Genomic DNA, 12,229 nt, shown 5'->3' on the forward strand with positions numbered 1-12,229 from the left:
GAGTGCGCAGCGCTCCCGCTTTTTTTTGGGGCTGCTACGCAACCCAGCGGGAGCAAGCTCCCTCGCCACAGCAAGCTCCCTCACCCAGCAAGCTCCCTGACCCAGCAAGCTCCCTGACCACAGCAAGCTCTCTCACCACAGGTTATTCTCCCACTCGGTCTGCCGACTGATCATAAGAGGCTTCAATGCAAACTTCCGGCGTGGACATCCGTCAACTCAAGGCCTTCGTGGTAGTCGCCGAAGAGCTCAGTTTTGTGCGCGCGGCGACCCGCCTGCATGTCTCGCAACCCGCGCTGTCCCAGACCATCCGCCAGTTTGAAGCGCTGCTGGATGTGCAGTTGTTCCAGCGCAATACCCGCAACGTGGCACTGACCGACGCCGGCGTAGCGTTACTGGTTGAGGCGCGGGAAATTGTCAACGGCGTCAGCCGCCTGGTGCGCACCGCCCACGAACATGCACGCGGCGTACGCGGCTCATTGAATATCGGTTTCCTGATCGGCGCCGGTGTAGACCTGATGCCCCAAATCCTCAGTGTGTTCGCCAAACGCTACCCGGAGATCGAACTGGTGGTGCGCGAATATGACTTCGGCTCGCCCCATGCCGGGATCGACGAAGGCATGGATGTCTCGGTGCTGCGCCCGCCGCTGGGCCTGGCGGACATCGAGTTGCACACCCTGGTGACCGAACCGTGCGTGGCGTGCCTGGCGTCCAGCCACCGGTTGGCCGGGGAGAGCAGCGTGAGCATCTATGATGTGCTGGATGAGCCGATCATTGCTGCACCGGGTGTTGGCGTGTGGCGCAGTTTCTGGACCGCCGATGCGTACCGCAACGGCCAGCCGGCACGGGTCGTCCATGAAGCCTCGACGGTAGAGACCGAGTTGCAGGCGGTGGCCTCAGAGCGCGGGATCAGCATCACCGCGCTGTCCACTGCACGCTTCTATGCGCGCCCTGGCCTGGCGTTCCCGGTGATCAGCGATATGCCGCTGTGTGAAGTGGCGGTGGCGTTGCCGCCACAGCCGAGTGTGGCGGCACGCAACTTTGCCGAGTTGGCGATGGAAGTGGCGAGCAGCCGACGTTAGTCAGGAGGGGCTCCTACTGATCCAGTAATTTGCTGCTCGGCCCGGCGCTGCCATTGTTAAGGCGTGTACGCAGCGAAAACAACCACCACAGCACGCCGACGCCGAGTGTCACCCCGGTGGTGATGGCGCCAGTATGGCTTTCTTCCGGCACGCTCAGGGTCAGGATCACCGCGATGGCCCACAGGCCGCCGAGGACGATCATCGGCAACAACCAGCGACCCAGGCTGAACACCCCCGCGGGCGCCCCCGGCATCCGGCCGTTTTTATAGGCCAGGTATGCGGCAATCAGCGTCAGCAGGTAGGTGCAGTAGTAGGTCAGGCCGACCATCGAGTAGATCGCCGTGACAAACCCGCCGCTCGCCAGGTTCAGCAGCACGGCGATGGCGGTGATCAGCACGATGGCGCCCACCGGCGTGCCGAAGTGCGGGTTGATCTTCGCCAGCACCCTGGAGCCCGGCAGCATGTTGTCCCGGGACAGGGCGAAGGTCATGCGCGTGGCCACCGCCATATTGGCGATCAGGCAGGCGAGGATCGAGGCGAAGGCGATCACGATCATGCCCACGCCGGCGGCGTTGCCCAGTTGCAGGCGCACGATATTGATCACCGGGTTTTCGCTGTGGCTGAGCAGCTCGCTGACCGAGCCCGGTATCGCAATGCTCAGCAAGGCGAACACCACGAAGCCCAGCACGCTGGACACCAGCACCGCCCGCAGCATCGCCCGGGGCGCGGCGCGGCGTGGGTCCTTGGTTTCCTCCGACAGGTCCGCCGCGCCTTCCCAGCCCAGCAGCACCGAGACCGGCAGCAAGGTGGCGAGGGCGATGGTGGTGAAGCTGACGGTGCCGCCGCTCACCGGTTGCGCCGAGGTCAGGATCGCCACGCCCTGGGTGTGTTCGAAGAAGAAAAACACCCCGAAGAACAACGCAATCGCCAGCAGCACGGTGCCGATGATTTCGATGATCGCACCGATGTCGTTGATGCGCGTGGCCAGGCGAATCCCGCAGATATTCAGCAGGCCCACCACCAGCGTCGCGCCGATGCTCAGGCCTTGGATCTGGCCTTGTGTGGGGTTGGCCCAGATCTCCGGTGCGAACACCGTGCCGATGGCCGCCGAGGTGGCTGCAGTACCCGCCACGAACGAGGTGAACGCGACCCAGCCGGTAAACCAGCCGAAGTGATTGCCCGCCAGCCGGCTGGACCATTGGTAGGCGTAGCCGGTAAGCGGAATGCGCCCGGCCAGGTGGCAGTAGACCATGACGATGCAGCACACCAGCGGGATCACCAGCAGCCACAGAAGGATGCCAATACCGCCGACGCGGTTGAACGGGTCGGCGAACAGCGTGACCACCCCGGTATTGATCGAGACCATGGAAAAGGCCAGGGCAAACGAGGTGAACGAACTCATGGTGCGGTGCATCTTTTGCTCGTAGCCGAGGCTGGCGAGGTCGGCGTCATCGCTGGACAGCGGGGCCTGGGCATTCGGCGGGGCGGTCACGGTGTTTTCGACGAATGTGCTCATGGCCGTTGCTCCTCGATGATGCCGATCACTTCGTCCAGCACGTCGAGGGCCTTGGCCAGCAACGGGCGTTCGATATCCAGCGGCGGCTTGACCTTGATCAGGTTGCCGAGCCCGGCGTAACGGCTTTCGCCAAACAATACGCCGCGCTCCACCCCAAGGCGATACACCTCCTGGGATTCCCGGCAGGCCGGTTCCTTGGTGGTGCGGTCCTTGACCAGTTCGATGGAGGCCATCAGCCCGGGGCAGCGCACGTCGCCGATCAACGGGTGGCGGGTTTGCATCTCCTTGAGGCGGGCGGTGATGTACTCGCCGGAGTCCCGCGCCTTTTCGCAGAGGTTGTCGGCGACGATGGCTTCCACCGTGGCGTAGCCGGCGGCCAGCGAGACCGGGAAGTGGCCGAAGGTCAGGGCTTCTTCGCCTTCGTCGAACCACTTGAGCTTGTCGTCGGCCAGGATCCCGGCCAGGGGGAAGCCGCCGCCGACGCCTTTGCCGAACACGATGATGTCGGGCAGTACGTCGTAATAGTCAGCGGCGAACATCGTGCCCATGCGCCCGAAGCCGGTTTGGACCTCATCGAAAATCAGCAGCACACCCAGGCGGTCGCAGATCTCGCGTACGCCCTTGTAGTAAGAGCGGGGGAATTCGATATGCCCGCCATTGCCCTGGATCGGCTCCATCATCACGGCGGCCACGCCACCGTCGACACCTTTGAGGATGGTTTCTTCCAGCAGGCCGAGGCACAGCTGCGACTCGGTTTCCGGGTCCATGCCCAGGCGGGTGCGGTAGGGGTTGGGGTGTGGCACGCGGGTGAAGCGCGGCTGGATCGCCAAAAACGGGTTGTTCGGATGGGGCCAGCTCGCGCCGAGGGTGGCCAGGGAGCGGCCGTGGTAGCCGTCTTGCAGCACCAGCAGGTTCTGCGCGCCGGTGCGGTTCTTGAAGGCCAGTTTCATCGCCATCTCACCGGCGAGGCTGCCATGCAGGGCAAAGCCCATCTGGTTGAGGGCGCCGGGGGAAACTTCCCGCAGTTTCTTGACCAGCCGGGTGTGGGCGGGGGAGCCGAAGTTGGGGCGGATGTGGGTCATTTCGCGCAGTTGCGCGACGGCGGCTTCCACCACCCGAGGGTCATTCGCCCCCAGATTGTTTGACCAGGCCTGGGCGGTACAGTCGATGTATTCCTTGCCCTGGTCGTCCCATACCAGCGAGCCTCGGGCCTTGACCAGGTTGATCTTGGCGGGTGCGGTGTTCATCACTTCATTCATCTGCTTTATCTCTTTTGTTAGGGCGGCAGTGTTTGGGGATGTGTGCAGTTAGGGTTGTGACTCGCTGCATCGAGTTGACCCGATGCTAGTCCCGGGGACGGGAGGAATAGAAAGACCGATTGCAGTGGGATTATTTGGCGTGGCTTATTAATAAAATCCTCTGAAACAAAATGAAACATTTGTCGCGGGCCAGCCTCTACCGTATCTCCACGACGAGTACTTTCATGAAAACTCCGCGTCCTTCTTCGCGAATGCCTCACCTCACGCAACTGCGCAACCTGAAGATGGCGCGCTCCGCCCACGCTTACGTGCGGGGCAGTACGGTTCAGTTTTATGAGTGGCTCCACAGCCAGCACGGCCGGCGCTTGCCCCACGGGCCGGCGATCTGGATCTGCGGCGACTGCCACGCCGGCAATCTTGGGCCTACGGGCGACACCAAGGGCCGGATCGACATGCATATCCGCGACCTTGACCAGGCGGTGATCGGCAACCCGGCCCATGACCTGGTGCGCCTGGCGTTGTCCCTGGCCACTGCTGCCCGGGGCTCGGATTTGCCGGGGGTGACCACCGCCCGCATGCTCGAAGAGATGATGGTGGGCTACGCCCAGGCATTTAAGGACAAGCCCGACGAGGCACCGCCGCGTCCGTCCCAGGTGAAGTCCGGGATGCGTAGCGCGGTGGAACGCACCTGGAAAAACCTGGCCCGCGAACGCATTGAAAACACCCGGCCGACGATTCCGTTGGGCAAGCATTTCTGGTCGTTGTCGCGGGGGGAAAAATCAGCCCTGGAAACGCTGTGTGCGTCGGATGAAATCCACCGGCTGGTGACTTCGCTCAAGGGCCGCTCCAACGACGACACGGTCGAGCTGCTGGACTCGGCTTACTGGGTCAAGGGCTGCAGCTCCCTTGGGCTGTTGCGCTATGCGGTGTTGCTGGGAGTAGGAGACAAGTCGGATCAGGAATACTGCCTGCTCGATATCAAGGAAGCAGTAGGCGCTGCTGCTCCGCGTGCGGCCCGGGCAAAGATGCCCAGGGATAATGGCCGGCGGGTGGTGGAGGGCGCGCGGCACCTTTCACCGGCGTTGGGAGGGCGAATGTTGGCGACGCGGTTCCTGGATCACGGTTTTTTCATCCGCGAATTGCTGCCCCAGGACATGAAGCTGGAGCTGGATGAGCTGAGTGAGATTGATGCGATGCACGCGGCAGGGTACCTCGCGCGGGTGGTGGGCGTGGCCCATGCACGGCAGATGGATCGGGACACGCGCAAGGACTGGATGGCGATGTTGCAGGAGAACCGCTCCAAGCAGCTGGATGCGCCGTCGTGGCTGTGGACCAGTGTGGTGCAGTTGGTGGGGAGCCATGAGGAAGGGTATCTCAACCACTGCCGGCGGTATGCGCTGGAGCACTGACCCGGGAAACAGCTGAATCACTGTGGGAGCTGGCTTGCCTGCGATGGCATCACCGCGGTGTATCTGACACACCGAGGTGATGCCATCGCGGGCAAGCCCGGCTCCCACATAAGCCCGGTCCTACCTGAGCGCTGTGTTCAGGCCAGGTATTTCCTGAACCAACCCAGCGTCCGCTCCCACGCCAGATTCGCCGCCGCCTCGTCATACCTCGGCGTCGAGTCATTGTGGAATCCGTGATTGGCGCCCTTGTAGATAAACGCCTCATACGTGGTACCCGCCGCCTTCAACGCCTTCTCGTACGCCGGCCAGCCCTCGTTGATCCGCGTATCCAGTTCGCCGTAGTGCAGCATGATCGGCGCTTTGATCCGTGGCACATCCTTGGCCTCCGGCTGGCGCCCGTAAAACGACACCGCCGCGCCCAGTTCCGGATAGGCCACCGCCGCCGCGTTGGTCACACCGCCGCCATAACAGAACCCGGTGATGCCCACCTTGCCGGTGCTTGCATCGTGGTGCATCAACCATTCGATGGCGGCGAAGAAGTCGTTCATCAGTTTCTCGGGGTCGACCTTCTGCTGAAGTTCCACACCTTTCTCATCGTTGCCCGGATAACCGCCGACCGAGGTCAAGCCGTCCGGCGCCAGGGCAATAAACCCGGCCTTGGCCAACCGACGGGCCACGTCTTCGATATACGGGTTCAACCCACGATTCTCATGCACCACCACAACCGCCGGCACCTTGCCGGTGGCCTTGGCCGGGCGCACCAGGTAGCCGCGCACCGTGCCGTTGCCCTTGGGTGACGGGTAGGTGATGTAGTCGGCGACGATCTGCGGGTCGGTGAATTTCACCTGTTCGGCCAGGGCGTAGTTGGGGCTCAGGGCGGCGAGCAGGGCCGAGGCCGTCAGCCCGCCGAAGGTGAACAGTGCCGCACGGTCGAGAAATTCCCGGCGGTTGATCTTGCCGTGGGCGTAGCCGTCGTAAAGCTCCAGCAGTTCAGGGGCGAAGTCTTTGGCGGTCAGACGAGTCATCGGTGGCGTCCTCGATTAGCGGTGGGACTGAATGTAGACCAGGATCAGGCTTCCCGGCCATGGGCAGCGGCGGCCAATTGCCCGGTGTCGACCCGCACGAACACCGAATCGCCGATCGCCGTCAGCACGCCATCGGCGTACACCTCGCACACCACGCGGCTTTTGCGCCCCACGTCACCTTCGACTTTCGCACGCAGGCTCAGCGGCACGCCCATCGGGGTGGGCTTGATGAATTTGATCCCCAGGTTGCCGGTCACGCAGTCGATACGCGGCAGGCTGCCGGGTTCGCGTTGCTCGGCGCGGTAGTGGTAGGCCATGGCGGTCCAGTTCGAATGGCAGTCCACCAGCATCGCGATCAAGCCGCCGTAGACCAGGTCGGGCCAGCCGCAGTATTGGGCGTCGGGCTGGTGCTCGGCGATCACGTGGATGCCGTCGGCGTCCCAGCGGCTCTTGATGTGTAGGCCGTGGGGGTTGCTGCTGCCGCAGCCGTAGCAGACGCCTTCGGGGGCGGTGGTGTCTTGCAGGGAAAGCGCGGGCATCGTGGCTCCTTGTTGTTTGAGTTCCATCCGGCATGAGCCTAATGCCAGGGGCGTGAATAAATCCAGCACCTACGCTGTTAGCAGTGCACAGCGTGTTCCATTCCCACTCGAGAATCCCATGAAACGTCGATTGCTAGCGGCCTTCCTTACCCTCGGCACCCTGTCCAATGCGTATGCCGTGGAATACACCGACGTCAACCCGGCGGCCAGCACCATCAGTTTCACCTATGACCAGATGGGCCAGCAGGTGTACGGCACCTTTGGCACCTATTCGGCAGCCCTGAGTTTCGATACGCAAAACCCTGCTGCTGCCAGCACCGTGCTGACCATCCAGCTGCCGAGCATCAATGCCGGCAGCGACGACGCCAACACCGAACTGCCCAAACCCGGCTGGTTCGACATGACGACTTACCCGGTGGGCACCTTCACCTCCACCCACATCACCGACCTGGGCGGCAGCCGCTACCTGTTCAGCGGCAACCTGACCCTCAAGGGCCAGACCAAACCGGTGGAGGTCAAGGTGGCCCTCAAGGAACAGAGCGGCATCGGCGTGTTCGACGGTGAATTCGTGCTCAAGCGCGACGACTTCAAGATCGGCGCGGGGGAGTGGGCGGACAGCGTGGTGTCCAATGAGATCGTCATCAAGTTCAAGATGGTTGCGCCTGAACGCTGAGAGCTGAGATTCTGGCAGCTCTGAATCAAGGCGGTAACGTCATGGATGATATTGCTTACAGCGACAGACAACGCTGGCTGGCCCTGACCCGCATCAACACCCTGTCGGTGCTGTCCCAGATCGTGCAGATCGGCACCATCACGCCGTTGCTGTCGTTGTCCCTGGAACAGAAGGGCGTGGACCCGGCGAAAATCGGCGTGATCGTCAGCGCCTCGTGGATCGCGATCCTGCTGCTGTACAAGGTCGTGCCACGGTTGTTGGGGCACCTGGGGTTGGTCAGGGCCAATCTGCTCAGTGTGGTCCTGACCGTGCTGGGGCTGATCGGCATGACGCTGACCAGCGAACTGGCGCTGCTGTTCGCCCTGAACTTTGTGCTGGGCATCGGCTTGATCCTGCGCTGGATCGCCTGTGATACCTGGATCGTTTCCGTGGCCACCGACAGCGAACGCGGCCGGGCCATTGGCGTGCACGAAACCCTGATGGGCCTGGGGATTGCCGTCGGGCCCTTGCTGCTGGTGGTGTTCGGGGTCGACAGTGCGATTCCCTATTACGCCTGTGCGGCTATCGTGCTGCTGTCCGGTGGCCTTGCGTTGAGCTTGAAAGGGCACGATTCGCGGCCGAAAACACCGGCGGAGAAACGCCACGGCAAACTGTTCAGCGTGATTCCGGTGGCCTTGTGCGGCGCGTTTATCGCCGGGTTCTCGGAGACCTCATCGGTATCTTTCCTTGGCGCCTACAGCCTTTCGGCGGGCTATGTGCTGGCGGCGGCGACGTTGTTGATCTCGGTATTCGGCCTCGGCGGCACCGTGCTGCAACTGCCCATTGGCTGGATGGCGGATAAAAGTTCGTACAAGACCGGCCAGTTGGCCTGTGGCCTGGTGGTGCTGCTGGGCACCCTGGCGATCCCGTTCAGCCAAGGGCTGCCGTGGCTGTCGGCGCTGATCGTGTTTGTATGGGGCGGCGCGATTGGCGGCATGAACACCCTGGCGGTGATCGAGGCAGGAGACCGGGTGGCCGAGCACCAAGTGTCTACCGCGATGACTGCGATTGCGCTGTTCTACACCTTGGGCAGCGTGCTCGGGCCGATTGCCACGGGGGCGACGGTGTCCTATGTCAGCCCTCATGGCTTGATGATCAGTGTCGGCGTGGCCGGCGGGCTGTTTATCGCGTTGTTGATGTTGAGGAAGGCCGACTAGCGCGCAAACTTCTTCGCGCCCGCCACGCAGGCAATCACCGCCACAGTCACCAGAAGCATGCCCAGGCTCACTTGCTCATGCAGCAGCGTCGCCGCCAGTGCCAGGCCAAAGAACGGTTGCAGCAACTGCAATTGCCCCACGGCCGCGATACCGCCCTGGGCCAGCCCGCGATACCAGAACACAAACCCGATCAGCATGCTGAACAGCGACACATAGGCCAGGCTCAGCCAGGCCGGCAGGCTGATGCCGGTGAACGACGCGGGTTTGAGGATGGCCGTCAGCGGCGCGACAATCGGCAGCGAGACCACCAGCGCCCAGCAGATCACCTGCCAGCCGCCCAGGGTGCGCGACAGCTTGGCGCCTTCGGCATAACCCAGGCCGCACACCAATATTGCCAGCAGCATCAGCAAATCCCCGGCGGGCGCGGCGCTCAAGCCTTGGGCAACGGCATAGCCGACCACCAGCAGGCTGCCCAGGATCGAGAACAACCAGAACACCGGCTTGGGCCGCTCGCCGCCGCGCACCACGCCAAACACCGCCGTAGCCAACGGCAGCAGGCCGACAAACACGATGGAGTGGGCGCTGGTGACGTACTGCAAGGCCAATGCCGTAAGCAGCGGAAAGCCGATCACCACCCCCAGCGCGACGATTGCCAGGGGCAGCAAATGGCTGCGGGCCGGGCGTTTTTCCTTGAACAGCCACAGCAGGCACAGGCCGAGCAGGGCGGCGATGGTGGCGCGGGCGACGGTCAGGAACACCGGGTCGAATTCCAGCACCGCCAGGCGCGTGGCGGGCAGCGAGCCGCTGAAGATCACCACGCCGATAAAGCCATTGAGCCAGCCGCTGGCGTTGTGTTCCCGGGTGTTGAGGTGGGTGGTGCGTTCCATGGGCGTCGGGCTCGATGAAGGATAAGTTGCGTCCTTCGCATCCTATGATTCACCATTAAGACAATCAAAAAATTGTCATGGATACATCGCCTATGCCTCGCGCCCGCTACAAGACCCTGGTGGACACCTTCGCCCGGGATATCCGCTCCGGCACGCTGGCGGCGGGTACCCGTTTGCCGACCCACCGCCAGTTGGCCGCGAGCCACGGCCTGGCGTTGGTTACAGCCAGCCGGGTGTACACCGAGCTGGAGGCCATGGGGTTGGTCAGCGGCGAGACCGGACGCGGGACCTTTGTGCGGGAAATTGCGCTGTCGCCGGGGCAGGGCGTCGGCCAGATTGCCGTGGCGGCGGGCATGATCGATCTCAACTTCAACTACCCGTCGTTGCCGGGCCAGACCGACCTGCTGCGCACTGCCTTGCGCCAGTTGGCGCTGTCCGGCGACCTGGCCTCGCTGCTGCGCTACCAGCCCCACGCCGGCCGCCTGCATGAGCGTGCGGCGGTGGCGCGGCATCTGGCGAGCCGGGGGCTCACGGTGCACGCGGAGCAGGTGCTGATCGTCAGCGGGGCCCAGCACGGGCTGGCGGTGACCATGATGTCGCTGCTTAAACCCGGCGATGTGGTGGCGGTGGATGCGCTGACCTATTCCGGGTTCAAGGTACTGGCCGAGACGCTGCATCTGGAAATCGTCGCGGTCCCGGTGACCGCGACCGGCCCGGACCTGGCCTTCCTCGAAAAGCTCTGTGCCCGGCGCCCGGTACGCGCCGTGTACAGCATGCCGACCTTGCATAACCCGCTGGGCTGGGTGATGAGCATGGCGCAGCGTGAACACTTGGTAGCGATTGCCCGTCGGCATGACCTGATCCTGATCGAGGACGCTGCCTATGCGTTTTTAGCCGAGGACGCGCCGCCGCCTGTGGCCGAACTGGCGCCGGAGCGCACGGTGTACGTGTCGGGGCTGTCCAAGAGTGTCGCCACCGGCCTGCGGGTGGGGTTCGTGGCCGCGCCTCAGCAGTGGATGGCGGCGCTGGAACGTACGGTCATGGCCACCACCTGGAATACCCCGGGGGTGATGACCGCTGTTGCCGCCGCATGGATCGACGACGGCACGGTGCAGCAGTTGGAAGCGCAAAAACGCGAGGATGCCCGGGCTCGCCAGGTGGTGGCTGATGAGGTGTTGGCGGGGCTCAATGTGATCCGCCATCCTTCTTCGTATTTCTTGTGGCTGCCCTTGCCGGAAGACGCCCGCGCCGACCAGATCACCATGGCGCTGGCGCGGGAAAACATCTCGGTGTCCACCGCCGAACCGTTTGCTGTTTCGGCCCACGTGCCCCATGCCTTGCGTGTGGCGCTGGGGTCGGTGGACCGGGAGGTGCTGCGCGAGGCGCTGGTGAAGGTGCGCTGGGCGGTGGAGGCGTACTAGGCCTCCTGATGGCCTTTGATATGACTGTGGCGAGGGAGTCTGCTAAGTGGCGAGGGAGCTGCTGTGATGAGGAGCTTGCTGTGGTGAGGAGCTTGCTGTGGCGAGGGAGCTTGCTGTGGCGAGGGAGCTTGCTCCCGCTGGGCTGCGTAGCGGCCCCAAAAAAAGCGGGAGCGCTGCGCACTCCAGCGGGAGCAAGCTCCCTCGCCACAGCAGCTCCCTCTTCACAGCAGCTCCCTCTTCACTGCAAACTCCTCACCAAAGCAAGCTCCCCCCTCACAGGAAAGCATCCGCCTGCTATCAGAACTTGTAAGCCTGGCGCCCAATCAGCAGCCACTTGCCTTTCTGCTTCTGCCAGACCTGGAAGTTTTCAATTTCGGTAGGCACCTCAACACCACTGTTCACCGCCTGGGCGGAAAAGTGGTTGCGCACCAGGGCGGTGTCGCCATTGAGGGTGATGGTTTGTTTCTGCATTTCCAGGGTCTTGAAACCGCTTCTGCCGGTTTCAATGTCGGCGATGAATTCCTGCTTGTTCTGGATCTTGCCGCTGGAGTGGCCGTAGGTGAGGTTGTTGGCGGTGAGTACCTGCAGTTGCGGGATGTCCTTGTGCAGCATGGCCTGGGTCAGGTGATCGACCGCAGCGGCTACATCCTTGTCACTTGCGGCAGGCGCGGCCGCCGCGTAGCCGCTGAACAGGCACAGAAAACCAATCAGAACCTTGACGTTTTGCATGGGTGTTTCCTTGTTGTTGTGGGGTACTGGTACGACACAGAAGAGGTTTTATAGTCGTCGTACAACCATGCCGTATTTCGGACCGTCAAGGAAAGTGAAATTTGTATTTGTCCATAATTTCGGCGTCATTGATTATTTCTGGTCGTCATATCACTTGAGAATTAAAGGCTGGTGTTTCCTGTCGAAATGGCACATGGCTATGCTGTGGCCGGAGCACCCACACCGGGGAAAGAATGCAATGCTTTTTGATTGGCACAGTGACTCGATCCAACGCGCTACCCCCGTTACCCCGCAGTACAAAAACACCCAGAATGTGCGCCGCTTCATGCTTGAACAGTGCGGTGCCGGTTTCAGGTTCGACCGTGATTTCATGGCGTGGATTCGCAACGACATCCCCAAGACCATGGGCGATGTGGTGGATGAATGGAGGCGGCGGCAGTGAACACCGGAGGGGCGGTAAAGGTGCCGTCGACCAAAAGACAAATAGACGAAAATG

Annotated in this window: 12 protein-coding genes; 6 read left to right on the forward strand and 6 right to left on the reverse strand. The window is 62.8% G+C overall.

Annotated elements, in window-relative coordinates:
• Positions 1-185: 185 nt before the first annotated feature.
• On the forward strand, positions 186-1,079 hold the full coding sequence (locus tag V3W39_RS26965) for a LysR family transcriptional regulator (protein ID WP_330213695.1): 894 nt from the start codon (positions 186-188) through the stop codon (positions 1,077-1,079).
• 13 nt (positions 1,080-1,092) lie between these two features.
• Here V3W39_RS26965 and V3W39_RS26970 read toward each other — a convergent pair whose 3' ends face one another.
• Positions 1,093-2,595 carry an APC family permease gene (locus V3W39_RS26970; RefSeq protein ID WP_177121011.1) on the reverse strand — a complete coding sequence of 501 codons (1,503 nt, stop codon included), beginning with the start codon at positions 2,593-2,595 and terminating at the stop codon, positions 1,093-1,095.
• Complete coding sequence (locus V3W39_RS26975; protein ID WP_330213696.1) at positions 2,592-3,854, reverse strand: aspartate aminotransferase family protein; 1,263 nt, start codon at positions 3,852-3,854, stop codon at positions 2,592-2,594. Before V3W39_RS26975 ends, V3W39_RS26970 begins: the two co-directional genes overlap by 4 nt.
• A 224-nt stretch (positions 3,855-4,078) precedes the next feature.
• Between V3W39_RS26975 and V3W39_RS26980 the strand changes: the two genes are divergently transcribed.
• Positions 4,079-5,263: a DUF2252 family protein gene (locus V3W39_RS26980; protein WP_330213697.1), complete on the forward strand. Its 1,185-nt coding sequence runs from the start codon at positions 4,079-4,081 to the stop codon at positions 5,261-5,263.
• A gap of 137 nt (positions 5,264-5,400) precedes the next feature.
• Here V3W39_RS26980 and yghX read toward each other — a convergent pair whose 3' ends face one another.
• Positions 5,401-6,288: a YghX family hydrolase gene (yghX, locus tag V3W39_RS26985; protein ID WP_177115664.1), complete on the reverse strand. Its 888-nt coding sequence runs from the start codon at positions 6,286-6,288 to the stop codon at positions 5,401-5,403.
• 44 nt (positions 6,289-6,332) lie between these two features.
• Complete coding sequence (locus V3W39_RS26990; RefSeq protein ID WP_177130266.1) at positions 6,333-6,827, reverse strand: PaaI family thioesterase; 495 nt, start codon at positions 6,825-6,827, stop codon at positions 6,333-6,335.
• A 118-nt stretch (positions 6,828-6,945) separates the two neighbouring features.
• On the opposite strand from V3W39_RS26990, the gene V3W39_RS26995 reads away from it, so the two are divergent.
• Together V3W39_RS26995 and V3W39_RS27000 are read left to right on the forward strand one after the other, a co-directional pair.
• Positions 6,946-7,500 carry a YceI family protein gene (locus tag V3W39_RS26995; protein ID WP_177046715.1) on the forward strand — a complete coding sequence of 185 codons (555 nt, stop codon included), beginning with the start codon at positions 6,946-6,948 and terminating at the stop codon, positions 7,498-7,500.
• Between the two features lie 41 nt (positions 7,501-7,541).
• Complete coding sequence (locus tag V3W39_RS27000; protein ID WP_330213698.1) at positions 7,542-8,696, forward strand: MFS transporter; 1,155 nt, start codon at positions 7,542-7,544, stop codon at positions 8,694-8,696.
• On the opposite strand, the gene V3W39_RS27005 is transcribed toward V3W39_RS27000, so the two are convergent.
• Positions 8,693-9,583 (reverse strand): DMT family transporter, encoded by an 891-nt coding sequence (locus V3W39_RS27005; protein WP_177078679.1) that lies wholly within the window; start codon positions 9,581-9,583, stop codon positions 8,693-8,695. The two genes, V3W39_RS27000 and V3W39_RS27005, sit on opposite strands and share 4 nt — an antisense overlap.
• A gap of 92 nt (positions 9,584-9,675) precedes the next feature.
• Between V3W39_RS27005 and V3W39_RS27010 the strand changes: the two genes are divergently transcribed.
• Positions 9,676-11,004, forward strand: coding sequence for an aminotransferase-like domain-containing protein (locus tag V3W39_RS27010; RefSeq protein ID WP_330213699.1), 1,329 nt, complete (start codon positions 9,676-9,678; stop codon positions 11,002-11,004).
• Between the two features lie 297 nt (positions 11,005-11,301).
• Here V3W39_RS27010 and V3W39_RS27015 read toward each other — a convergent pair whose 3' ends face one another.
• The gene (locus V3W39_RS27015) at positions 11,302-11,733 is read right to left on the reverse strand and encodes a nuclear transport factor 2 family protein (RefSeq protein WP_177046709.1); all 432 of its coding nucleotides are present in this window, start codon (positions 11,731-11,733) and stop codon (positions 11,302-11,304) included.
• A gap of 238 nt (positions 11,734-11,971) precedes the next feature.
• On the opposite strand from V3W39_RS27015, the gene V3W39_RS27020 reads away from it, so the two are divergent.
• Positions 11,972-12,175 (forward strand): DUF6434 domain-containing protein, encoded by a 204-nt coding sequence (locus tag V3W39_RS27020; RefSeq protein WP_330213751.1) that lies wholly within the window; start codon positions 11,972-11,974, stop codon positions 12,173-12,175.
• The last annotated feature ends 54 nt before the right edge of the window (positions 12,176-12,229 follow it).

It is taken from the genome of Pseudomonas sp. Z18(2022) (assembly GCF_036346535.1).
Lineage (GTDB): Bacteria > Pseudomonadota > Gammaproteobacteria > Pseudomonadales > Pseudomonadaceae > Aquipseudomonas > Aquipseudomonas yamanorum_A.

What these genes read in the sequence shown, in the direction of transcription:
- V3W39_RS27010 (WP_330213699.1), top strand. Translation starts at nt 9,676, where the DNA reads ATGCCTCGCGCCCGCTACAAGACCCTGGTGGACACCTTCGCCCGGGAT.
- yghX (WP_177115664.1), bottom strand. Translation starts at nt 6,288, where the DNA reads ATGACTCGTCTGACCGCCAAAGACTTCGCCCCTGAACTGCTGGAGCTT.
- V3W39_RS27000 (WP_330213698.1), top strand. Translation starts at nt 7,542, where the DNA reads ATGGATGATATTGCTTACAGCGACAGACAACGCTGGCTGGCCCTGACC.
- V3W39_RS26965 (WP_330213695.1), top strand. Translation starts at nt 186, where the DNA reads ATGCAAACTTCCGGCGTGGACATCCGTCAACTCAAGGCCTTCGTGGTA.
- V3W39_RS26970 (WP_177121011.1), bottom strand. Translation starts at nt 2,595, where the DNA reads ATGAGCACATTCGTCGAAAACACCGTGACCGCCCCGCCGAATGCCCAG.
- V3W39_RS26990 (WP_177130266.1), bottom strand. Translation starts at nt 6,827, where the DNA reads ATGCCCGCGCTTTCCCTGCAAGACACCACCGCCCCCGAAGGCGTCTGC.
- V3W39_RS27015 (WP_177046709.1), bottom strand. Translation starts at nt 11,733, where the DNA reads ATGCAAAACGTCAAGGTTCTGATTGGTTTTCTGTGCCTGTTCAGCGGC.
- V3W39_RS26975 (WP_330213696.1), bottom strand. Translation starts at nt 3,854, where the DNA reads ATGAATGAAGTGATGAACACCGCACCCGCCAAGATCAACCTGGTCAAG.
- V3W39_RS26980 (WP_330213697.1), top strand. Translation starts at nt 4,079, where the DNA reads ATGAAAACTCCGCGTCCTTCTTCGCGAATGCCTCACCTCACGCAACTG.
- V3W39_RS27005 (WP_177078679.1), bottom strand. Translation starts at nt 9,583, where the DNA reads ATGGAACGCACCACCCACCTCAACACCCGGGAACACAACGCCAGCGGC.
- V3W39_RS26995 (WP_177046715.1), top strand. Translation starts at nt 6,946, where the DNA reads ATGAAACGTCGATTGCTAGCGGCCTTCCTTACCCTCGGCACCCTGTCC.
- V3W39_RS27020 (WP_330213751.1), top strand. Translation starts at nt 11,972, where the DNA reads ATGCTTTTTGATTGGCACAGTGACTCGATCCAACGCGCTACCCCCGTT.